Origin of the sequence: Acrocarpospora phusangensis (assembly GCF_016862995.1) — a bacterium.
Classification (GTDB): domain Bacteria; phylum Actinomycetota; class Actinomycetes; order Streptosporangiales; family Streptosporangiaceae; genus Acrocarpospora; species Acrocarpospora phusangensis.
Genome location: NZ_BOOA01000044.1, coordinates 19,212 through 39,932, shown reverse-complemented (window position 1 = coordinate 39,932; position 20,721 = coordinate 19,212). Strand labels below are relative to the sequence as shown.

The window sequence follows — 20,721 nt, the reverse complement described above, 5'->3', positions numbered from 1 at the left end:
CCTCACCGCACCGCCGCCGCCAGCGACCGCGCCCGATCCGAACGCATCAGCGCGTCCGTACTGTCCGAGAACTGATCCACCGTCCCCACCGGCGGCAACGCCCGCACCGCCGGATCCGACACCGACGCCATCAACGCCTCCGCGAACCGCATCCCCCCGATCACCCGGAACGGCCGCGCGAAATACGGCCGCACCGAACCGTCCACCTGATCACACAACCCCAGCCGGTTCTGCACCCCCGCCACCCGCCGGTACGCCACACACAGCAACTCCTCCCGCTCCCGCCAATCCCCCGCCCGCAACGCCCCGCCCAACGCCTCCCCCAGCTCCGCCGACCCGCTCAACCGTTTGAAAGCACTCCCCAGCCACTTCCCGTACGGCGGATACCGCCGCCGCATCAGCAACGACAACCGCATCAGATCCCGCACCAGCCGGCCCGTCGACAACAGCGACCCCAGATCATCCCCCACCTCGGCCGCCCGGCCCGGAAACGCCTCCTCCTGCGCGATCCGCACCCACTGACACGCCAGCACATACCGCCACACATCCGGCGGATACCAGCGCAACCCATCCCGCGCCGCCGCAAGCTCCCCCAACCCATCATGGAAGACCTCCCCCGACGTCACCTCCGCCAGGCGCTGCCACGGCGCCGACCGCCAATCCTCCACCGTCACCACACCCCGCGGATCGAACCCCAGCAGCGCCCGCGCCCACGGCCCGAACTCCGCCACCTCCACCCCCGGAGGCAGCACCGGATAACCCCCGAACTCCGGCGGAAGCCGCGACCACACCGACTCCCGAACGCCCTCCACCATCCCCGGCGCCACGAACACCAGCACCCGCGGACCCCAGTCGTGATCAGCCGACCGGGCCGTGTCGAACCCCAGCACCTCCGACCCCGGCCCGACCAGCGCCGCCCCATGAGCCACCCCACCCAGCAGCGGCTCCACGACCTCCCGATAGAACGCCCGCGACAACTCAAGACCCGGCACGAAACTGGACATCATCCCACCAATGTGCCTCTTCCCCCCGGAAGACTCACCTGGTTTTCCGCGCCCACGACCTCATCAGAGAATCGCCCCCGGCACGTACGCCGCCGCGGCCGGATGCGCCTCCGCCACCCGCTCCACCCGCGCCACCACCGCGGCCACCTGCCCCGCCGCCGCACCCGTGAACGACAGCCGATCCGCCAGCAACGCCTCCAGCGCCGCCCGGTCCAGCGGGAACCGCGGATCACCCGCCAGCCGGTCCAGCACGTCGTTGCCCGAACCGCCCTCCCGCATCGCCAGCGCCGCCGCCACCGCGTGCTCCTTGATCAGCTCATGCGCCGACTCCCGGCCCACACCCGCCCGCACCGCCGCCATCAGCATCTTCGTCGTCGCCAGGAACGGCAGATACCGCTCCAGCTCCGCCTCCACCACAGCCGGGAACACCCCGAACTCATCCAGCACCGTCAGCATCGTCTCCGACAGGCCGTCAAAGGCGAAGAACGCGTCCGGCAACGCCACCCGCCGCACCACCGAACACGACACATCACCCTCATTCCACTGATCCCCCGCCAGCTCCCCCACCATCGCCGCATACCCACGCAGCACCACCATGAGCCCGTTCACCCGCTCACTGGACCGCGTGTTCATCTTGTGCGGCATCGCCGACGACCCGACCTGCCCCTCCCGGAACCCCTCCGTCACCAGCTCCTGCCCGGCCATCAACCGGATCGTCTTCGCCAGCGACGACGGCGCAGCCGCCAGCTGCACCAGCGTCGTCACCACGTCATAGTCCAGCGAACGCGGATACACCTGGCCCACACTCGTGAACCGCTCCGCGAAACCCAGATGCGCCGCGACCCGGTCCTCCAGCTCCGCAAGCCGGTCCGCCCCCAGCAGATCCAGCATGTCCTGCGACGTCCCGACCGGGCCCTTGATCCCGCGCAGCGGATACCGGGCGATCAGATCCTCCAGCCGCGCGTACGCCACCAGCAACTCGTCCGCCGCCGACGCGAAACGTTTGCCCATGGTCGTCGCCTGCGCCGCCACGTTGTGGGAACGGCCCGCCATCACCGTGTCCGCGTACCGCGCCGACAGCCGGCCCAGCCGCGCCAGCATCGCCACCACCCGGTCCCGCACCAGCAGCAGGCTGTCGCGGATCTGCAACTGCTCCACGTTCTCGGTCAGGTCCCGGGACGTCATGCCCTTGTGCACCTGCTCATGACCCGCCAGCGCGCTGAACTCCTCGATCCGCGCCTTCACATCGTGCCGGGTCACCCGCTCCCGCTCCGCGATCGACGCCAGATCCACCTGGTCGACGACCTTCTCGTACGCGGCGATCGCCTCGGCGGGCACATCCACCCCGAGATCGGCCTGGGCCTTCAGCACGGCCAGCCACAGGCGGCGTTCCAGCACCACCTTGTGAACCGGCGACCACAGATCGGCCAGCTCCGCAGAGGCGTAACGAGCGGCCAGGACATTGGGGATACGCGGCTTGGTCACGTTGCCCCAGCCTATCGGCCACCCGCCGCGAGCCTCACCCCGGCCGCGGGTTTGGATTTTCTGTGACGGGATTTTTCACCGCGCCACCAGCTTTACAAAGTAGATCTAGTATGTGGAAAGACCGCGTGACCCGCGATCGGTCACGCGGTCTTTCCTGCCGCTCCTAGTGGGTGGGGGCCAGGGCCTCCTCCTCGTACACCTTCACCTTCGGAGCCTCGTGGCCGCCCGGCTTGCGGTGGAACCGCTCCTTGGTGCGCTCGACCATCGTGTACAGCGTCGGCACCAGCACCAGCGTCAGCAGCGTCGAGGACACCAGGCCGCCGATCACCACGATCGCCAGCGCCTGCGAGATGAACCCGCCCGACCCGGTCAGCCCCACCGCCATCGGCGTCAGCGCGCCGATCGTGGCCAGCGCCGTCATCAGGATCGGCCGGACCCGGCGGCGGCCGCCCTCCAGCACCGCCTCCACCACGCCGTAGCCCTGCTCCCGGTACTGGTTGATCAGGTCGATCAGGACGATCGCGTTCGTCACCACGATGCCGATCAGCATCAGCATGCCGATCAGCGCCGGCACGCCCAGCGCGGTGTCGGTGAGCAGCAGCAGCCCGATCGCGCCCGTCGCCGCGAACGGGATCGACACCAGCAGGATCAGCGGCTGCACGAAGCTGCGGAACGTCGCCACCATGATCATGAAGACGATGGCCACGGCCAGCAGCATCGCCATGCCCAGGTCCGCGAACGCCTCCTCCTGGTCGGCGCTGGCGCCGCCGATCTGGTAGCTCACCCCGGCCGGCAGCGTGACGCCCTTCAGCTTCTCGGTGACCGCCGTGGTGATCGCGCCCAGGTCGCTCGCGTCGGCCGTACCCGACACGGTGGCGGTGCGCTCGCCGTCCAGGCGGCTGATCTGGGTCGGGCCGCCCGCCTTGTCGACCTCGGCGACCGTCGACAGCTTGATCGGGCCGGCCGCCGTCGGCAGCGCCAGGTCCCGCACCTCGGTCAGCGTCGCCGGGGCGTCACCCGTACGCAGGACGATGTCGCTGGAACGGCCGTCCAGGTCCACCGAGCCGACCGGGGCGCCGCGGAACGCCTGCGCCACCAGCTGGCCGATGCCCGCCTCGGTCAGGCCGTGCTCGGCCGCCTTCTCCCGGTCCACGTGCACTTCCACCCGCTGCCCCGACTCCTCCAGGTTGGAGGAGACGTCCCGCAGCCCGGCCGTACCCGCCAGCGCGGCGGCCACCGTGCCGGCGGCCGACTTCAGCTGCTCGTTGTCGGCGCCCTGCAGGATCACCTGCAGCTGGTCGGAGCGGAACCCGCCGCCGCCCCCGCCGATCACGACCTCGCCGGCGTCCAGCGACGACAGCCGCTCCCGCAGCTTCGCCTCCAGCGCCGGGGTGTCCACGTCCTCGGCCACCGTCACCGAGTACGACGCCCGGTCCGCGCTGCCGCCCGCGCCGCCCATGAACTGGCCGCCGCCGCCCACGTTCACCTGGTAGGAGGCGATCTCCGGCATGCCCGCCAGCACGGCCTCGACCTTCGCCGCCGCCGCGTCGGTCGTCTCCAGGTTGGTGCCGACCGGCAAACGCTGCGACATCTGGATGGTGTCCTGGCCGGAGGAGTCCAGGAAGTTGGTGCGCAGGTTCGGCGCCAGCGCCATCGTCCCCGCGAACACCACCAGGCCGATCAGCAGGGTGACCAGGCGGCGCTTGGTCGCGAACCGCAGCACCGGCAGATACATGCGCTGCAGCGGCGAGCGCAGCTCCTTGCGCTCGGCCTCCTCCCGCACCGCCTTCGCCTGCTCGGCCGAGAGCTTCGGCGCCTTCAGGAACCAGTACGCCAGCACCGGGATCACCGTCAGCGACACCAGCAACGAGGCCAGCAGCGCCACCGTCACCGTGATCGCGAACGGGCTGAACAGCTGGCCCACCATGCCGCCCACGAACGAGATCGGCAGGAACACCGCGACCGTGGTCAGCGTCGAGGCGGTCACCGCGCCGGCGACCTCGCGCACGGAGGAGAGGATCGCGGAACGTTTCTCCTCGCCGTACCCGAGGTGGCGCTTGATGTTCTCCAGCACCACGATCGAGTCGTCCACCACCCGGCCGACCGCGATCGTCAGCGCGCCCAGGGTCAGCAGGTTCAGCGAGTAGTCCCCCGCCCACAGGGCGATCAGCGCGATCACCACCGACAGCGGGATCGACACCGCCGTCACGATCGTGGACCGCACCGACAGCAGGAACACCAGGATGATCAGAACCGCGAACGTGAGGCCCAGCAGGCCCTCGGTCGTCAGGTCCTCGATCGACCGCTCCACGTACGGCGCCTGGTCGAACACCACGGTCAGCTCCGCGCCCGCGCCGAGGTCCTCACGCAGGCCGGGAATCAGCTCCCGTACGTCGTGCGAGATCTGCACCGCGTTGCCGTCCGGCGCCATCGTGACCGAGACGCCCAGGCTCGGCTTGCCGTTCGTGCGGGTGATCGTCGAGGCGGCGACGTCCTTGACCTCGATGTCGGCGACCGAGCCGAGCGTCACCGGCTTGGGCGGCTTCGGCGCCACCACCGGCCGCGCTCCCGCAGCCCCAGCCGGAGCGCGTCCCGCGGTCGCGCCCGGCCGGGCCTGTCCCGCGGTGCCCGCGGCCTGCGGCGCGGGGGCCAGGTAGAGGGCCTTCAGGTCATCGACGTCCTCGATCCGGTCGCCGATCTGCACGGTGAGGTTCTTGCCCTCCTCGACCAGCGACCCCGCCGGGATCGCCACGCCGTTGGCGCGCAGCAATTCCGGGACGGCCGCCGGGGAGAGCCCCAGCTTCGCCAGCTCCTTGGCGTCCGGGGTGATCACGACCTGCTTCTCGCGGGCCCCCGTGACCTCCGCCTCCCGCACGCCCGTGACGGCCTGCACGGCCGGGACCATGATCCGATCCAGGCGGTCCAGGGTGCCGTGCTGGTCGCCACCGTCGCTGACCGCGATGACCATGACCGGCAGGTCGTCGGTGCTGCCCGCCACCACCTGCGGATCGACGCTCGCGGGAAGCTGCGCGTCGATCCTGGCGATCGACTGCTGCATCTTGCCGACGGACTCGTCGATGTCGGTGCCGAACTCGAAGGCGACCTGGATCTGCGCCATGCCCTCCCGCGACGTCGAGGTGATCTCGGTCACGCCCGCGACACCCTGGAAGCTGTTCTCGATCGGCTTGGTGACCTGCTCCTCGACGATCTCCGGAGAGGCGCCCGGGTAGGCCGCGATCACGAACGCCCCCGGGAACTCCAGGGAGGGGAAAAGCTGTTGTTTCAGCGACGGGATGGCGAACGCGCCGAACGCACTCAGCACCACCGCAATCATGATGACGAGACTGCGGTTGGCGAGGCTCAGCCTGGCCAGGGACGTCATGGGGGCAGCACTCCTCAGGATGACGCGGGATTTTGTTCGCCCAACCCTAACACTTCGCCTTGTACGAATATTTAAGGTCACGTGGCTTTCCTGATAACCTTCTCAGGTTGCGAGAGGTGAGCGTGAGCGACGAGACAGGCAAGACACCGGACCTGACCCCCGGCGGGGTCGGCGCATCCGACATCGATTCGGCCGCCGACGTGAAGGAGGAACGGCAGCGGCTGCTTGAGCGGCTGGGCGAACTCCAGCATGGCATGGGCCGCTTCTTCGCCCGGGACCGATCCCTCCCCCTGCTGGCCTCCAACCTGACGATGCAGCAGCTCAAAGTCGTCATGACCCTGTCCTTCCTCGGCTCCGCCTCCGGCCAGGACCTGGCCCGCGAACTCGGCATCGGCCTCGGCACCATCACCGGCATCGTCGACCGCGTCGTCGCCCAGGGCCTCGCCTCCCGCCACGAGGACCCCTCCGACCGCCGCGTCCGCCGCGTCGAACTCACCCCGGCCGGCCGCGACCTCAGCACCCAGATCCTCGACGCGGGCGCCGCCACCTGGCGCGACCTCCTGGCCCACCTGGACCTCGACACCCTCCGCGACCTCGAACGCGTCATGCGCCGCCTCGTCGAGGTGATGTCCGAACTCCATCCCCCGTCCCCGCGCTGACTCATGGCAGCCCGCTAACCCGTCGGGCAGGGCATGTCATCGGCTGGGCGGCGCGGTGGTGCGCGATGCGTACACTGAGCTGGCCAATCCCGGGGTTCGGATGAACTTCGTCGAATACAACGTCGGCAGTGGGCGGCAGGGCGGCGCGCCATTCGTTTTCCTGGAAGTCTCCGGGCAACTTTCCGGACGTATTCCGGCAGGGCGGCTGCTGTATCCGTTCGGCTGGTCGGACCCTTCTACCGTTGACAGCACCCCCGAGCAAAATCCGGGTACGGGGCGATACTCGTGGGGAAGGAATCATCGGATCCTTCCCGACTCCGACGGTTGCTGGTACCAGCCGAAAAGGTCGATAGCGTATTCGCGGGCGCATGGATTAACGTTCCGGCACTACTACGGCCTGATCTCCGAAAATGACCTGCCCTGCCTGGAGAGGCTGTTCGAGGCGGACACCCGGGGAGACGGGTTCGACGGAGAGAGCGTGGCCCGATGCGGCGTCGAGTTCCTGGGCTTCATCACGATTCCCACCGAACGCCTGTAATTCCGCTGCTTCCGCGACCGAAGTGCGCCAGACCCCGCTGACGTTCCTGCCAGGGTCTTAACAGATCACGCGCGGTTGGCGAATCCGGTCATCCGTACGTAGGCGACGTCGTCCAGGAGTTGGGAGCGTACGACTTGCAGGGTGGCGAGGTCGCGCTGGTCCCCGCTCCCCTAGTCTCAGCAAAGATGGGATGATACGGTAACCGGCTATGTCGTCTTACCTTTCGGGTCTGTTTTCGCTCGCGGGGCGGGTCGCCCTTGTTACCGGGGGCAGCTCCGGTATCGGATATGGCATCGCCGAGGCGCTCGGGCGGGCCGGGGCGGCCGTCGTGCTGGTGGCGCGGCGTGAGAAGCAGCTGGCGGAGGCCGCCGCAGGGCTGGCCGGGCACGGCGTGCGCGTCGCCACCATCAGCGCCGATCTCGGTGACCGGGCCGCGGTCGCCCAGGTCACCGAGCAGGCGGCGAACTTCTTCGGCGACATCGACATCCTCGTCAACGACGCCGCCAACAACATCCGCCGCCCGATGACCGAACTCACCCTCGACGACTACGAGCAGACCATCGCCGTCAACCTCACCGCGCCCTACCTGCTCGGACAGCACTACGGGCCGCGCATGGCCGCCCGCGGCTGGGGCCGGATCATCAACATCGGCTCCCAGCAGTCCATCCGCGCCTTCGGCGACAGCGGCGCGTACGGCCTCGCCAAAGCCGGCATCTGCGGCCTGACCCGCTCCCAGGCCGAAGCGTGGACTCCGCACGGCGTCACCAGCAACACCCTCATCCCGGGCTTCGTCCTCACCCCGCTCACCGAAGCCGCCCAGGCCATCCCCGGCCGCGTCGAAGCCCTCGCCGCCCGTACCATGACCGGCCGCAACGGCCTCCCTGCGGACTTCGCCGGCATCGCCATCCTGCTGGCCTCCCCCGCCTCCGCGTACATCACCGGCCAGACCCTCTGCGTCGACGGCGGCTTCTCCGCCACCTGACCCCGAACATTTGCAGCTCTCCGCGGCTCCTCGACGGCGCCGTTCACACGCGCAAGGAGCCGTCGGTGACGAGCGCGAAGTTACCCGACAGGTTCCCGAGCCGCCCACGCGCGCAAGGAGCCGTCCCGCTCCCCGGGCTCGACCGCGCCACCCGAGGACCCCTCGGCGGGGCCTTCAGAGATGCCAGGCCTCCCATCGGTCGCCCCAGTGCGGACCGTTGGGGAAGGTGGTCCGGCGGGAGCGGCCGATGGGAGAGTCTCGGGGCTGCCTGTGCGCGGCGCTGAGCGTGGCGGGCTCTGGCTGGCCGCTCAGATGTCCCCGGCCCCCGCAGACAACGGGGACATCTGAACGGCCAGTCTTGAGAATCCCGGGAGGATGCCTCGTCGCCGCCGACTCGCGAGCCCTGGAACTCGGAAGCCTCCAAGAGCCCGTCCGTCATCACATGGGCAGAGAAGCCTGTGCCGATAATTTCGCTCACAGCTGTGGCCGGGCCCGCCACAGCGCACCCGCCGAGCATCGCCCACAACGCTCGGAGGCCACCTGCGCACCGACCCGGTCACCGCCCGGCGGAACACGACCGGCGGCTACTTGCGGCGGATTTCACGGAGACCACGGCCCTGAGCCCAGCTCTCGATGACGAGGTGATCGCCGTCGACTCGGGTGAACACGGCCTCCCTGATGTCGAGCCGGAAGAGATGGAATTCGCCGGGTGGAGCGCCATACGCCTCCAAGTCCGCCGGGTCGGTGATCTCCACGGCGAGCCCGGAGAGTTTGGCTTCACCGGGCCAGTCGCTCGGGTTCTCCGAATCGGGATCGACGGACGGGCTGTGCAGCGCCACCCGCGGATCACGTCTCAGGTCCAGGGCCTTCATCGCACCCAGCATCGACCCCAGCCACACCTCGTTGTTCTTGAACTCCAACTCGGTGCCGCTGATCCGAGGCGACCCGTCCTTGCGCAGAGTCGCCATCGTCTTGTGTTTGCCCGCCCCCATCGCCGCCAGCACGCGAGCGGCGAACTCGGGAGCCTCGCTCTCGATCTCCTGCCATGAAGCCATGCCCCCCATCGTGCCCGCCGCCACCGACAAAATCGCGCGGCCGGACTCGGTGAGGCTTTTGATCTTGCCCCGGATATTTCGAAATCCCGGAGAGCCCGACTTTACAATGTAGATTAATTTGACCTGGTGTGCGCTCCAACCTGAAGACTGAAACAGACCTCTAGACCACCGGACGGAGGAGTACATGAAGCAGCACACCCTGGGTGCCCTGCGTTCATCCGAACTCGGCCTCGGCTGCATGGGCATGAGCGATTTCTACGGCCCCGGCGACGAGAACGAGTCCGTGGCCACCATCCACCGCGCCCTCGACCTGGGCATCACCATGCTCGACACCGCCGACATGTACGGCCCCTTCACCAACGAGCAACTCGTCGGCAAGGCCATCGCCGGCCGCCGCGACCAGGTCGTGCTCGCCACCAAGTTCGGCATCGAACGCCGCCCCGACGGCACCCGCGTCGGCGTCAACGGCCACCCCGACTACGTACGCCGCGCCGTCGACGCCTCCCTCCAGCGCCTCGCCGTCGACCACATCGACCTCTACTACCAGCACCGCGTCGACCCCTCGGTCCCGATCGAGGACACCTGGGGAGCCCTCAAAGAACTCGTCGAAGCCGGCAAGGTCCGCCACCTCGGCATCTCCGAAGCCGCACCCCAGACCGTACGCCGCGCCCACGCCGTCCACCCGGTCGCCGCAGGCCAGTACGAATACTCCCTGTTCTCGCGCGGCATCGAAGCCGAACTCCTCCCCACCCTGCGCGAACTCGGCATCGGCCTGGTGGCCTACAGCCCACTCGGCCGCGGCATCCTCACCGGCGCGTACCGCAACGTGGATCAACTGGCACCAAACGACTTCCGCCGCAACAACCCCCGCTGGCGCGACGGCAACCTAGAGGCCAACCAGGCCCTGGTAGCGGAGATCACCCAACTCGCCGAAGCCAGAAACGCGACAGGCGCCCAGGTCGCCCTGGCCTGGGTCCTCGCCCAAGGCGAAGACGTCGTTCCCATCCCCGGCACCAAGCGCGTGAAGTACCTCGAACAGAACACCGCCGCCACCGAACTCACCCTCACCGAGGACGAACTCGAAAGACTCGCCAAACTGGCATCCGCCGTCGCAGGCGAACGCTACGACGAGGGCGGCATGTCCTCCGTCAACCGCTGACCCCCGGGATTGATACCGCCCAGGCGAATGAACCGCCCGGCTGATCCTTGACGCCGGTGCTGCGAGAAGCGGCACCTACGTTGCGCGAAAGGACCGCAAACGCGGAATGTCCCCCTGACCTCGGCGCGGGAGATCAGCCCAAGCGGTCGATGAGCAGGGTGGCGATTTCGGCGGGGCGTTCCATGGCGGGTAGGTGGCCTGCCCACGGGAGTTCGAGGAGGGTCGCGGAGGGCATTTCGGCGACCAGGTGTCTGCCGGTGGTGGCGAAGTCGGCCAGGTCCTGGCCGCCGATCACGACCAGGGCGGGCGCGGTGATCGCGGTCAGATCGACCTCGGGGCGGGTCACCTCGGGCTCGGGGTCGGCGGCCAGCTGGATCTCGAAGGCGTTGCGTTGCATTTCGACGAGTTTGGCGTGGGCCCGCTCGTCGGCGTCGGGGCCGAGCCACGTGCGGGCGTTGAGTTCGGCCGCGCCGGTGACGTCTCCCGCTTCGAGCAGCCGGTCCTCCTCGTCGCCGAACGCCGCCAGCTCGGGGGACGGCGGCAGGCCGGCCGCCGCGGCGATCAGCACCAGTTCCGACACGAGGTCGGGGCGGACGGTCGCCAGTTCCAGCGCGACCCGGCCGCCGCCGGAGGACCCCACCACCGCCGCGGTCGCGACGCCGAGCCGGTCGAGCAGGTCAGCCACGTCGCCGGCGTTGGAGTACGGCTTGTCCGCCACCAGCGGGCTCCTGCCGTACCCGCGGAAATCCAGGCGGATCACGCGGAAGCGCGCTGCGAGGGGTTCCCACACCTCGTCCCACATGCGTGCGTCGGCGGCCGTGGAGTGCAGGAGCACCACGGCCCGGCCGGTTCCGGCCTCTTCGAACCAGACGCTCATCGTGACTCCACCACCAGTCGTATGCCGAGGCCGATCAGTACGGCGCCGGAGATCTGCTCCAGCCGGCGGCGTACCGACGAGCGGGAGAACACGGCGTGCGCCTTACCAACCGTCCAGATCAGCGCAACGTACCAGAAAAGGTCCACGACCACCCAAACCGCAGCAAGCAGGGCCAAAGTGACGGGTACGTTGGCGCCCGCCGGGACGAACTGCGGGAGGAAGGACATGGCGAAGACGGCGGCCTTCGGGTTGGCGCCGCAGGTGGCCAGGCCGAGCGCGTACGACCGCCGCCTGGACGGCGTGCCCGCGGGCGCCGGGCCGAGGCCGGGGAGCGGCGTGGCACGGCGGGCGTGCCAGATCGACTGGGCGCCCATCGCCACCAGCACCCCCGCGCCGACGATCTTGAGCGTGCCGTACGCGGCCTCGGAGGCCAGCACCAGCGCGGACAGGCCGAAGACCGCGGCCATCGCCCACAGGAAGATCCCGGTCTCGTTGCCGAGCGTGGCGGCCAGGCCCGACGCTCGCCCCTCGCGGAGCGTCTGGCGCACGATGACCGCCGTGCTGACGCCGGGGATCATGGCGAGCAGCAGGCAGGAGCCGAGGAAGGCGAGGAAGAGCACGCCGTCATCGTCGCCATCCCGGCCGGGTGACGGCAACGCATTTAATCCCGGTACATCCCGGCCAGCTCCTCGGCCGCCTCGGCCATGCGTTCGCGCAGTTCGGGCGGTCCGAGCACTTCGAGGGCGGAGCCGAGCCGGAGGAACTGCCAGGGGGCGTGCCGTACCGACTCGACGGGGACGGTGAGGCGCAGCCAGCCGTCGGGGCCGGTCTCGGCGGAGGCGACGGCCTTGTCGATGACGTCGTTGCCGAAGGTGTAGCGGAGCAGGCCCAGGTAGCCGGGGTCGAGGCGGATGAGCGCGGTGCCGGTGTACATGCGGGCGGCGAAGTCGGCGGCGAACCGGGACCAGAACTCGGCCAGGTCGAAGTCGTCCCGGCGGTCGAACCGGCCGGCGAGCGGCTCCACCCCCAGAATGCGCGCAACACGATAAGTCCGGAAATCTCCGGATGTTTCGGCGGCTAGGTACCAGGAGCCGCCCTTCAGGATGAGGCCGTAGGGGTGGATGTCGCGCTCGACCACCTGCCGGCCCCAGCGCTGGTAGCGCATGCGCAGCGGGCGCTGCTCCCACACCGCCTCGGCCACCTCGGCCAGGAACGGCGCCTCGTCACTCCCCCGGTACCACCCCGGCACGTCCAGATGGAAACGTTCACGCATCATGGCCGCCCGCGAGCGCGGCTCCGGCGGCAGCGCCGCCAGCACTTTCAGCTCGGCCGCCGCCGCCACCTCCCCCAGCCCGAGCTCGGCCGCCGGCCCCGGCAGCCCCGCCAGGAACAACGACGACGCCTCCGCCGCGGTCAGCCCGGTCAGCCTGGTCCGGTACCCGTCCAGCAGCTGGTAGCCTCCGGCGGGCCCCCGATCCGCGTAAACGGGCACTCCGGCCGCCGACAGCGCCTCCATGTCCCGGTAGACGGTCCGGATCGACACCTCCAGTTCCGCCGACAGTTCGGCCGCCGTCATGCGCCCCCTCGTCTGCAGGAGAAGGAGGAGGGACAGCAACCGGCTGGCGCGCATGGCACCCAGTCTGCCACCTTTACATTGTAGATTCAGTTTGCCTTCCGAACATGGCTCATGTTCAAATGCACACATGGAAGGTGCAGACCGGATCAGGGCCATCATGAACGCGCTCCGCGCGAGCGACAGCGTGTCCGTCGCCGAACTCGCCGGCCGGTACGGCGTGTCCGAGATGACCATCCGCCGCGATTTGGACGAACTCGCCCAGCAGGGCGTGGTGCGGCGGGTCCGCGGCGGCGCCCTCAGCCTGCTGCTGCGCGGCGAGGAACCCCCCTTCGGCGTACGGGAACGGGAAGCCGTCGACGCCAAGCGCAGGATCGCCGCCGAGGTGGCCGCCCTGCTGGCCGACGGCGAGGCGATCGTGCTGGACGGCGGCACCACCACCCTGGAGGTGGCCAGGATCGTGCACGACCGGCGGCTGACGGTGTTACCGCTGGCGCTGCGCTGCGCCGACGAACTGGCCACCGCGCCGCGGATCAAACTGGTGCTCCCGGGCGGCGAGGTCCGGCCCGGCGAGCTCAACTTCACCGGCCCGCTCACCGAGGCCTCGCTGCGCTCGCTCCGCTTCGACACCGCCGTGATCGGCTGCTGCGGCATGTCGGCCGAGCACGGGGTCACCGCCCACGACCTGGAGGACGTCGCGGTCAAACAGGCCGCCATCGCCTCGGCCCGGCGCGTCATCGTCGCCTGCGACTCGGGCAAGTTCACCCGGACCGCGTTCGGCGCGGTCTGCTCCTACGACAAGCTCGACGTCGTGGTCACCGACATCGGGATCCCCTCCGACCAGCACGACGCGCTCACGGGCGCGGGCGTCACCGTCCGCGTCACCTGACCCCTCCCCCGGAGTCGACAACCATGACAACCACCGCCCCTCCCCGCACCACGCTGCTCCACGCCCGCCTCGCCGTGTACGGACTGTTCCTGATCGCCGGAGTCGCGCTGGGCACCTGGACCTCCCGCATCCCCGCCATCAAGGACGGCCTGTCCCTCAGCGACGGCGAGCTCAGCATCGCCCTGCTCGGCATCGCCGGCGGCGCCATCGCCGGCATGCAGGCCGTCGGCCGCCTCATCGACCGGTACGGCAGCCGCCGCGTCATGATCCCCGTCGGCCTGCTGCAGGGCGCCGCCCTGGCCCTGCCCGCGTTCGCGCCGAACCTGCCCGCGCTGGCCGCCTCCATGTTCACCTTCGGCATCGTGCACGGCGTGCTGGACGTGTCGATGAACGCCAACGCGGTCGTCGTGGAACGCGCCTACGCCAAACCGATCATGTCCTCGTTCCACGCCGTCTTCAGCATCGGCGGTTTCCTCGGCGCGGGCACCGGCGGCCTGTTCGCGCACGCCGGCGCGAGCGTGCCGGTGACCTTCGGCTCGGTCGCCGCGGTGACCACCGTGGTCGCGTTCCTGTGCCTGCGGTGGGCGCTGCCTGACGCGTACGACCAGAGCCGGCAGCCCGTCACCGCCGAAGCGGCGGCGACGCCGGGGCGCTCACTGGCCGGGTGGGTGCTGTTCCTGGGCGTGCTGGCCTTCTGCTGCCTGGTCGGCGAGGGCGCGGCGGCCGACTGGAGCTCGGTCTACCTGGTGGAGGACCTGCACGCCGCCGAGGCGGTCGGCGCGACCGGATACGCGGCCTTCTCGATCATGATGACGGCGGGGCGTCTCGCCGGGGACCGGCTGACCGCCCGCCTCGGCCCGGTCCTGCTGGTACGGTGCTGCGGCGCGCTGGCCGGAGTCGGCCTGCTGGTCACCCTGCTGATCGGTCACCAGGTCGCCGGGGTCATCGGCTTCGGCCTGTTCGGCGCGGGTCTGTCCTGTATCATCCCGCAGGTGTTCTCCGCCGCCGGCCACCGGGACCCCGCCCAGTCCGGCCGGGCGCTGGCCAGGGTCGCGAGCATCGGCTACGCGGGCCTGCTGGCCGGCCCGGTCCTGATCGGCGCGGTCGCCGAGCTCACCGGCAAGCCCATCGCGCTCGCCATCCCCGCGATCATGGCCCTGTTCGTCGCCGCGGCCGCCCCCGCGCTGCGCCCGGCCCGCGGGTAACCGTGTTCACGCCGCCGGAGGATCTCCCCGCCACGACGCTGGCGGCGGAGATCGGCCGCGGCTGGGGCGTCGAGGCCGGGTCGCTCGTCTACCGTCCGGTCGGCTTCGGCAGCCACCACTGGGAGGTCCGGGGCGACGGGGACGGCCGCTGGTTCGCCACCGTCGACGACCTGGAGCAGAAACGGCGTTCCCGGGACGAGCCGCTGGACGAGCCGTTCGGGCGGCTGGCCTCGGCGCTGGCCGCCGCCCGCGCCCTCCACGACCAGGGCCACCACTTCGCCGCGGCCCCGCTCCCCGCCCGCGACGGACGCCCATTGATCCGCCTCACCCCCCGGTACGGCCTGGCCCTCTACCCGTACATCGACGGTGAGAGTTTCGCCTGGGGGGAGTTCCCCACGCCCGAGCACCGGCGGGCCGTACTCGGCCTGCTGGTGTCGCTGCACGGCGCGCCCGTCCAGGCGCGCGCCGACGACTTCGCCCTCCTCCACCGCGACCAGCTCGAAGCGTCGCTGCTCTCCCCCGACGCCGAGGACGTCGGCCCGTACGCCCGGCCGGCCGCCCGGCTGATGACCGCGAACGCGGCCAGGGTGACCGGCATGCTCGCCCGCTACGACGAACTGGCCCGGCGGGCGCGGACCCGGCCGGCCGTCCTCACCCACGGCGAACCCCACCCGGGCAACACCATGCGCACGGCGGACGGCTTCGTGCTCATCGACTGGGAGACCGCCCTGCTCGCCCCGCCGGAACGCGACCTGTGGGCGCTCGACCCCGGCGACGGCTCCATCCTCACCGCGTACGCCACCGCGACCGGCGTCACCCCCGACCCCGCCGTGATGGAGCTCTACCAGATCCGCTGGACCCTCACCGACCTGGCCATCTGCGTCGCCGGCTTCCGCGCCCCCCACACCGGCACCCGCGACGACGCCGAGTCCTGGCGCATCCTCCTCGGCTACCTCGACCAGCCCTGGTAGGGCAGCCGCATCTACTGATCTCTGAGTTGTCGTCGCTGGTAGTGGCATCGCCGGGCGCAGGCGCGGCCACCGCATGATCTTCAGTTCCAGCACACCTGAATGATCACAGCGGTGGCCGTTGCTTTTACTGGCGCGTACGTACGGATGATGCGGACGTCCGGACATGGCAGGGCCTCGGGCCTACGCGGCCAAGATCCCAATCTGCGGCCGCCCTGCTAAGAGTATTAAGCGGTGGCACAGATCGCGTAGGCGGTCAGGGACCAGTCCTCGTCATTCGAGTCGAACCTTGTGCCGTTGGCCTCGACCTCGGTCGCCTGGTTGCCGACCGGGTTCATGTCGACGTCGAGGTTGTGGATCCCGATCTGCCCGGCGGGCGCGTCCGGGTCGGTCAGGCTCACGTGGAACCCGGCACTGAGCAGTCGCTTGCCACTGGCGCAGGTCCGGGTGATTTGCTGGCTGTCGACGTCCTGGGACGCGTGGCTGACACTCGTGACGGTCAAGCCGCTGATCGGGTTGGCACAGATCGCCCAGGCCCGCAGGCTCCAGGTCCCCGAGTAGGAATCCTCCTCATCAGCTTGCACCCCCACGGAGGTGGGCGTCGAAGTGGCGACGCCTCGTGGCTGCCAGCTGGTGACGACGACCTGGCCCGCTCCGTTCGCGACGGAGAAGCCGCTGCCGGTCATCACCTTGCCGTCGTCACACTCCGCCTCCGCGTGGCGGGTGGCGGCACTGTTCGACGCGGATCCCGGACCTGACACGAGTTCCATGCCCGGGAGCGGGTTCACGCAGAAGACCTGAAGGGCGAGCTGCCAGTTCCCGCTGGTCGAGTCCGTCTCGACGGCGGTGGCCGACATCCCGGTGGGCGGGTTGCCGGTGGGGATGACGGAGATGACGGCCACCGATGCCGCGGCGCTGGTGGTGATCCAGTACGCGCCGCCGACGGCCTGCTTGCCGGACGGGCACTGGACCAGCACGTTCTTGCTGTCCTCCGATTGGAACGTAATGCTGGCTCCGGGTACGCGCTGGAGGCCCGGCAGCGCGGCGAACGCCGGGGATGCGGGCACGACCAGCGCGGCCGTGACCAGCGCGACGGCCCCGGCCGCCGCTCCGATTCGTTGCGTCAAGGTTGGCATATCGGTAGCGTCGGGGGCCGCCGCATCGAAGTCGCATCACATTTGCATCGCCGTACGGGCGGGTGGCCGCTAGCAGATCTGGTGGTCACGCGAGACCGCCCAGAACGTAGCCGGCCTGGGCGATCTCCAGGAAACGGCGGAGCGGCCCGTTGTCGCCGTAGGCTTCGTCGGCGGTGACCCAGCTGAAAGGGACCTTCGCGGTGATCGCGCGTTCGATCATCGCCTGCAGCACCGGATGGCCCGGGTTTTCCGGGAGGGGAGTGCAGGGGCAGCACCCTGGGGGCGGGGGGTCGGGGGTGCCTACGGTTGCGGTGGTCTCGGGAGCGGGGCCCTGGAGCAGCCGGGAGAGCGTGATGACTCAGGACAATCGACCGCAGTCGTGGCGGCCGACCGCCATGGAGCGCAGCACGTGGACCCGGGACGCCTTCCGGGCCGCGGCCGGCCTGCTGGCGGGCCCCGGGGGCTTCATCCTGTACCTGGCCGGGGAATACCTCTACGACCGCCGGCACCTGCTGTTCGACGCTGGGGGCGCGCCGTTCCAGGCGATGAACCCGGAGGGCGAGGCGGTCGCCGTACGCGACGGGTATCCGAGTGTGAACGCGGTGCCGCTGCTGGGCGACCGGGGCCGGGGCACGCAGGTGCTGTCGGTCACGCCGAGCCTGACGTCGTCCACCCGGGCGATGGGCCTGCGCGACGGCGACCCGGTGTCGCTGGCGCTGTCGAGCCGTACGGTGAGTTCGACCAGGAGTGGGCTGATCGTGCCGGCGCGGATCGGGACCACGACGCGGATCACCGTGCCGGGCGACGACTACGCGGTGGCCGCCCTGGGCACGAGCGCGCACGCGCTGTTCGGCACGAAGGACCCGGTGACCGGCACCGGGACGGGTGTGGTGGCGGCGGGCGGGCCGAGGTTCGGGGAGTTGCAGCGGACGCCGGGGGGCTTCTGGGTTCCGGGGGCGCGGCAGGTGAATCTGCCGCTGGTGGGGCGGACGCCGTACCCGACGCGGCGGTTGAGCGCGCTGCCGGCGGTGCGGTGCCCGTGGTGCGGGCAGACGGTGACCGGATCGGCGTTCCAGGCGATGGACGAATGCCCGAACCGGCCGGCGATCGGCGGCCTGGCCCGCCCGCTGACGGCGACGGCCGTCATGTCGGTCGCCGGGCGCACGTTCGCGCCCCCCGTCCGCTCTCAGCAGTGCCCGGACTGCGGCCGGTGGGCGGCCCGCCGGGAGGACCACAGCCTGTGGTGCCGGTTCCTGAGCTTCCTCGACGAGTGGTGAGGCTCAGCCGGCGAACTGGTCGTAGCCGAGGCGCAGCACCAGCGCGGTCACCACGCACAGCAGGACGATCCGGACGAACCCGGCTCCCCGGCGCAGCGCCATCCGGGCCCCGATCTGCGCGCCCGCGACGTTGCAGGCGGCCATGCCGAGGCCGAGCGCCCACACCACGTGCCCCTGCGCGCCGAACACCAGCAGCGCGCCCAGGTTCGTGCCCGTGTTGATGATCTTCGCGGTGGCGGAGGCGTGCACGAAGTCCATGCCCAGGATCGAGGTGAAGGCGATCAGCAGGAAGGTGCCGGTGCCGGGCCCGAGGATGCCGTCGTAGAAGGCGATGAAGACGCCGCTCGCCACGATGGCCGCCGCCACCCGCGCCCGGATCCGCAGCTGCGGGTGCGGCACGACCCCGAACGCGGGACGTAACGTCACGAACGCGGCCACGGCCAGCAGCACCACCATGACCAGGGGTTTCAGCACGTCCGCCGAGAGCAGGGCCGCCGACAGCGCCCCCGCCCCGGCCGCGCACACGGCCAGCGCCCCCGCCGGTACGGCGACCGCCCGGTCGAGCTTGGTCTTGCGGGCGTAGGTGACGGCGGCGGAGGCCGTACCGAAGATGGAGGCCGTCTTGTTGGTGGCCAGGGCCTGCACGGGGGAGAGCCCGGCCAGCAGCAGGGCGGGCAGCTGGAGCAGCCCGCCGCCGCCGACCACCGCGTCCACCCACCCGGCCGCCAGCGCCGCCGCGAGCAGCAACACGATCTGTTCCGCCCGCATCCCCGCCGACCCCGCAGTGTTGTGTAGTAAGACCCCCAGGACAGTAGCAAAACCCCATATCAGGACATTCAGCTGAGGCCCGCGTTGGCGATGATCTCCTTGCTCGGCAGGGCGGTGCTGGCGGCCGCGGTCAGCCCGGTGGCCGCCAGGTGCGCGTCCACGATCGCCAGCCCCACCGGGTAACCGGCCATGTCGGGCAGGCCGACCGGGTCCGCGCCCATCCGCCGGGCGGCGGTGTCCCCGTGTACGTACGCGGAGAAGTTGCCCATCCCGGTCAGGCCCAGCGCACCGGTGATCTTGTCGTAGGCGGCCGGGAAGTCCTCCGGGCGCAGCGCCGTCGCCCACGGCCCGAACGCGGCCTCGCCGGACAGCTCGCGCACGAAGGCGTCGGCCAGTCCCTCGGACACGATCTGCTCGCCCAGCTCCACCTTGGCCGGGTTCCAGGCCACGTTGGCGTAGCGCACGTTGTGGTGGAACTCGTGGACCGCGCAGTGCGGGATCAGGTCGAGGTTGGCGTCGGTGGGCCAGACGGTCAGGTGGATCCAGCCGGGGATGCCGCCCATGCCGAACAGGCCCTGGTTGTGGCGGGTCAGCCACTCGTCGTCGGGGTCGCCGAGGACGAGGATGACGTGGATCTCGTCGGCGGTCGCGATGCCGGGGACGGCGGCCCGCTGGTGGTCCCAGGCGCGGGTCAGCTCGTCCTCGACCCGCCGCCACGTCCCGGCCGCCCGCAGGCGGTCCAGCGCGGCCGGGTAGCGGTCGTCGTCGCGGTCCACCCGGAAGCCGCTCCCCCGGTGGTGGAAGGCGGCGAGGTCGCCGACGGGGAAGGGCAGGCCGGCCGCCATGGGGCCGATGAGCGCGGAGAGTCCTTCGGCCCGCCGGTCCAGCGGCAGGGCCAGGATGCCGCCGATGACGTCGGCGGTGTCGTGCACGTGAAGTTTCATGCGCACGACGCTAAGAACTCACGTTACGTGAGGCTCAAGCCCATTAAATGTCGTCCCCGGGATCGTCGTTGTCCCCCGGCATCGGCGACGGGCTCTCCCCCTGCTCGGTCTCCCCCGGCGTCGGCGAGGGCTGCATCGGCTCGGGCGAGCTCGGCACCGGCGGCGGCGTCGGCACGAACACGGTCGGCGGCAGCGGCCTGGCCGGCATCGGATCGTCGTCGGACCGCATCAGCATCAGCCACAGGATGGCCCCGATGAACAGGACCAGCGTCGCCAGCAGCGCCGAGGCCAGCGCCACCGAGCGCACCGTCTCGGTCCGCGGCGGCGCGGGCGGCGGCGGCGCCGGCAGCGCCGGATTCCGGTCCCCCAGCCAGTACGGCACGAAGTCCGGACCGTGCCGGTCCCCGATCAGCATGCCCGACACCATGACCGGTTCCAGGAACCGCTCCGCCCCCACCCCGCCCGGCGCGTACGGCACCGCCACCCAGGGCGCCTCTCCCCCGTCCCAGGCCACCACCGGCGGCGTGCTCACGCTCCGCCGCCGCGACACCCGGGTGAACAGGCCGCGCACGCCCGACCTGGCCGCCTCCCCGTCCTTGATCCCGGTCACGAACCGGTTCCTGGCGGCCGGGTCCAGGGCCGCGCCCCGGGTCAGCACGGCCACCGAGACCGCCCGCCCGTCCGCCGCCTGCCCGAGGTAGACCAGGCCCGCCGGAGCCGCCTGCAGGCGTGCCTGGAGCACGAAGGGCCCCAGCCGGGGCGGGTCGCCGTACTGCAGTGGTGTGGCCATCTCCTTCATGAAAACACATGGGGTGTTTTC

The 20,721-nt window shown here is 70.6% G+C and carries 19 protein-coding genes and 1 pseudogene; 8 read left to right on the top strand and 12 right to left on the bottom strand.

From position 1 onward, the window contains the following. Positions 1–2: 2 nt before the first annotated feature. The 3 genes from Aph01nite_RS24885 to Aph01nite_RS24875 form a co-directional block, all read right to left on the bottom strand. Positions 3–1,007, bottom strand: coding sequence for a DUF4037 domain-containing protein (locus Aph01nite_RS24885; protein WP_204043390.1), 1,005 nt, complete (start codon positions 1,005–1,007; stop codon positions 3–5). A gap of 60 nt (positions 1,008–1,067) precedes the next feature. Beyond that, positions 1,068–2,489 carry an adenylosuccinate lyase gene (purB, locus tag Aph01nite_RS24880; RefSeq protein WP_204043389.1) on the bottom strand — a complete coding sequence of 474 codons (1,422 nt, stop codon included), beginning with the start codon at positions 2,487–2,489 and terminating at the stop codon, positions 1,068–1,070. A 163-nt stretch (positions 2,490–2,652) separates the two neighbouring features. Then, entirely contained in the window at positions 2,653–5,871 is a 3,219-nt protein-coding gene (locus tag Aph01nite_RS24875; protein WP_204043388.1) for an efflux RND transporter permease subunit, read from the bottom strand. Positions 5,872–5,993: 122 nt separating this feature from the next. Between Aph01nite_RS24875 and Aph01nite_RS24870 the strand changes: the two genes are divergently transcribed. The 3 genes from Aph01nite_RS24870 to Aph01nite_RS24860 all read left to right on the top strand — a co-directional run bounded on the left by Aph01nite_RS24870 (position 5,994) and on the right by Aph01nite_RS24860 (position 8,050). Beyond that, positions 5,994–6,530 (top strand): MarR family winged helix-turn-helix transcriptional regulator, encoded by a 537-nt coding sequence (locus tag Aph01nite_RS24870; protein ID WP_239161944.1) that lies wholly within the window; start codon positions 5,994–5,996, stop codon positions 6,528–6,530. Between the two features lie 100 nt (positions 6,531–6,630). After that, complete coding sequence (locus Aph01nite_RS24865; protein WP_204043387.1) at positions 6,631–7,068, top strand: hypothetical protein; 438 nt, start codon at positions 6,631–6,633, stop codon at positions 7,066–7,068. Positions 7,069–7,276: 208 nt separating this feature from the next. After that, the gene (locus Aph01nite_RS24860) at positions 7,277–8,050 is read left to right on the top strand and encodes an SDR family NAD(P)-dependent oxidoreductase (RefSeq protein WP_204043386.1); all 774 of its coding nucleotides are present in this window, start codon (positions 7,277–7,279) and stop codon (positions 8,048–8,050) included. Positions 8,051–8,634: 584 nt separating this feature from the next. On the opposite strand, the gene Aph01nite_RS24855 is transcribed toward Aph01nite_RS24860, so the two are convergent. Beyond that, positions 8,635–9,291, bottom strand: coding sequence for a pyridoxamine 5'-phosphate oxidase family protein (locus tag Aph01nite_RS24855; protein ID WP_239161943.1), 657 nt, complete (start codon positions 9,289–9,291; stop codon positions 8,635–8,637). On the opposite strand from Aph01nite_RS24855, the gene Aph01nite_RS24850 reads away from it, so the two are divergent. Next, positions 9,290–10,264: an aldo/keto reductase gene (locus Aph01nite_RS24850; RefSeq protein WP_204043385.1), complete on the top strand. Its 975-nt coding sequence runs from the start codon at positions 9,290–9,292 to the stop codon at positions 10,262–10,264. The genes Aph01nite_RS24855 and Aph01nite_RS24850 overlap by 2 nt on opposite strands. Before the next feature lie 133 nt (positions 10,265–10,397). Here Aph01nite_RS24850 and Aph01nite_RS24845 read toward each other — a convergent pair whose 3' ends face one another. The 3 genes from Aph01nite_RS24845 to Aph01nite_RS24835 are packed head-to-tail and all read right to left on the bottom strand — an operon-like array spanning position 10,398 to position 12,771. Further along, positions 10,398–11,141 (bottom strand): alpha/beta fold hydrolase, encoded by a 744-nt coding sequence (locus Aph01nite_RS24845; RefSeq protein ID WP_204043384.1) that lies wholly within the window; start codon positions 11,139–11,141, stop codon positions 10,398–10,400. Beyond that, the gene (locus tag Aph01nite_RS24840; protein ID WP_239161942.1) at positions 11,138–11,761 is read right to left on the bottom strand and encodes a LysE family translocator; all 624 of its coding nucleotides are present in this window, start codon (positions 11,759–11,761) and stop codon (positions 11,138–11,140) included. The genes Aph01nite_RS24845 and Aph01nite_RS24840 overlap by 4 nt, the downstream gene beginning before the upstream one ends. Before the next feature lie 41 nt (positions 11,762–11,802). Next, positions 11,803–12,771: a helix-turn-helix transcriptional regulator gene (locus Aph01nite_RS24835; RefSeq protein ID WP_204043383.1), complete on the bottom strand. Its 969-nt coding sequence runs from the start codon at positions 12,769–12,771 to the stop codon at positions 11,803–11,805. A 73-nt stretch (positions 12,772–12,844) separates the two neighbouring features. Between Aph01nite_RS24835 and Aph01nite_RS24830 the strand changes: the two genes are divergently transcribed. From Aph01nite_RS24830 to Aph01nite_RS24820, 3 genes are read left to right on the top strand one after another with little or no spacing between them, the layout of a single operon-like run. Then, positions 12,845–13,603 carry a DeoR/GlpR family DNA-binding transcription regulator gene (locus Aph01nite_RS24830; protein WP_239161941.1) on the top strand — a complete coding sequence of 253 codons (759 nt, stop codon included), beginning with the start codon at positions 12,845–12,847 and terminating at the stop codon, positions 13,601–13,603. A gap of 23 nt (positions 13,604–13,626) precedes the next feature. Beyond that, positions 13,627–14,808 (top strand): MFS transporter, encoded by a 1,182-nt coding sequence (locus Aph01nite_RS24825; RefSeq protein ID WP_204043382.1) that lies wholly within the window; start codon positions 13,627–13,629, stop codon positions 14,806–14,808. 2 nt (positions 14,809–14,810) lie between these two features. Next, positions 14,811–15,779, top strand: coding sequence for a phosphotransferase (locus Aph01nite_RS24820; RefSeq protein WP_204043381.1), 969 nt, complete (start codon positions 14,811–14,813; stop codon positions 15,777–15,779). 224 nt (positions 15,780–16,003) lie between these two features. Here the strand turns inward: Aph01nite_RS24820 and Aph01nite_RS24815 are convergent, their stop codons facing one another. Both Aph01nite_RS24815 and Aph01nite_RS42255 read right to left on the bottom strand, forming a co-directional pair. Next, on the bottom strand, positions 16,004–16,903 hold the full coding sequence (locus Aph01nite_RS24815; RefSeq protein ID WP_204043380.1) for a hypothetical protein: 900 nt from the start codon (positions 16,901–16,903) through the stop codon (positions 16,004–16,006). A gap of 109 nt (positions 16,904–17,012) precedes the next feature. Next, positions 17,013–17,144: pseudogene (locus tag Aph01nite_RS42255) on the bottom strand (IS701 family transposase); the annotation flags it as partial. 121 nt (positions 17,145–17,265) lie between these two features. Between Aph01nite_RS42255 and Aph01nite_RS24810 the strand changes: the two are divergent. Then, positions 17,266–18,189 (top strand): hypothetical protein, encoded by a 924-nt coding sequence (locus tag Aph01nite_RS24810; RefSeq protein WP_204043379.1) that lies wholly within the window; start codon positions 17,266–17,268, stop codon positions 18,187–18,189. Positions 18,190–18,192: 3 nt separating this feature from the next. Here Aph01nite_RS24810 and Aph01nite_RS24805 read toward each other — a convergent pair whose 3' ends face one another. The 3 genes from Aph01nite_RS24805 to Aph01nite_RS24795 form a co-directional block, all read right to left on the bottom strand. Further along, the gene (locus tag Aph01nite_RS24805; protein WP_204043378.1) at positions 18,193–18,957 is read right to left on the bottom strand and encodes a sulfite exporter TauE/SafE family protein; all 765 of its coding nucleotides are present in this window, start codon (positions 18,955–18,957) and stop codon (positions 18,193–18,195) included. Between the two features lie 68 nt (positions 18,958–19,025). Beyond that, positions 19,026–19,901: a DUF2268 domain-containing putative Zn-dependent protease gene (locus tag Aph01nite_RS24800; protein WP_204043377.1), complete on the bottom strand. Its 876-nt coding sequence runs from the start codon at positions 19,899–19,901 to the stop codon at positions 19,026–19,028. A gap of 43 nt (positions 19,902–19,944) precedes the next feature. Continuing rightward, positions 19,945–20,691 carry a hypothetical protein gene (locus Aph01nite_RS24795; RefSeq protein WP_239161940.1) on the bottom strand — a complete coding sequence of 249 codons (747 nt, stop codon included), beginning with the start codon at positions 20,689–20,691 and terminating at the stop codon, positions 19,945–19,947. Positions 20,692–20,721: the final 30 nt, after the last annotated feature.

Excerpts from the sequence above, each read along its gene's own strand:
- Aph01nite_RS24885 (WP_204043390.1), bottom strand. The coding sequence starts at position 1,007 with ATGATGTCCAGTTTCGTGCCGGGTCTTGAGTTGTCGCGGGCGTTCTAT.
- Aph01nite_RS24875 (WP_204043388.1), bottom strand. The coding sequence starts at position 5,871 with ATGACGTCCCTGGCCAGGCTGAGCCTCGCCAACCGCAGTCTCGTCATC.
- Aph01nite_RS24865 (WP_204043387.1), top strand. The coding sequence starts at position 6,631 with ATGAACTTCGTCGAATACAACGTCGGCAGTGGGCGGCAGGGCGGCGCG.
- Aph01nite_RS24860 (WP_204043386.1), top strand. The coding sequence starts at position 7,277 with ATGTCGTCTTACCTTTCGGGTCTGTTTTCGCTCGCGGGGCGGGTCGCC.
- Aph01nite_RS24850 (WP_204043385.1), top strand. The coding sequence starts at position 9,290 with ATGAAGCAGCACACCCTGGGTGCCCTGCGTTCATCCGAACTCGGCCTC.
- Aph01nite_RS24855 (WP_239161943.1), bottom strand. The coding sequence starts at position 9,291 with ATGTACTCCTCCGTCCGGTGGTCTAGAGGTCTGTTTCAGTCTTCAGGT.
- Aph01nite_RS24845 (WP_204043384.1), bottom strand. The coding sequence starts at position 11,141 with ATGAGCGTCTGGTTCGAAGAGGCCGGAACCGGCCGGGCCGTGGTGCTC.
- Aph01nite_RS24835 (WP_204043383.1), bottom strand. The coding sequence starts at position 12,771 with ATGCGCGCCAGCCGGTTGCTGTCCCTCCTCCTTCTCCTGCAGACGAGG.
- Aph01nite_RS24830 (WP_239161941.1), top strand. The coding sequence starts at position 12,845 with ATGGAAGGTGCAGACCGGATCAGGGCCATCATGAACGCGCTCCGCGCG.
- Aph01nite_RS24825 (WP_204043382.1), top strand. The coding sequence starts at position 13,627 with ATGACAACCACCGCCCCTCCCCGCACCACGCTGCTCCACGCCCGCCTC.
- Aph01nite_RS24810 (WP_204043379.1), top strand. The coding sequence starts at position 17,266 with ATGACTCAGGACAATCGACCGCAGTCGTGGCGGCCGACCGCCATGGAG.
- Aph01nite_RS24805 (WP_204043378.1), bottom strand. The coding sequence starts at position 18,957 with ATGCGGGCGGAACAGATCGTGTTGCTGCTCGCGGCGGCGCTGGCGGCC.
- Aph01nite_RS24800 (WP_204043377.1), bottom strand. The coding sequence starts at position 19,901 with ATGAAACTTCACGTGCACGACACCGCCGACGTCATCGGCGGCATCCTG.
- Aph01nite_RS24795 (WP_239161940.1), bottom strand. The coding sequence starts at position 20,691 with ATGGCCACACCACTGCAGTACGGCGACCCGCCCCGGCTGGGGCCCTTC.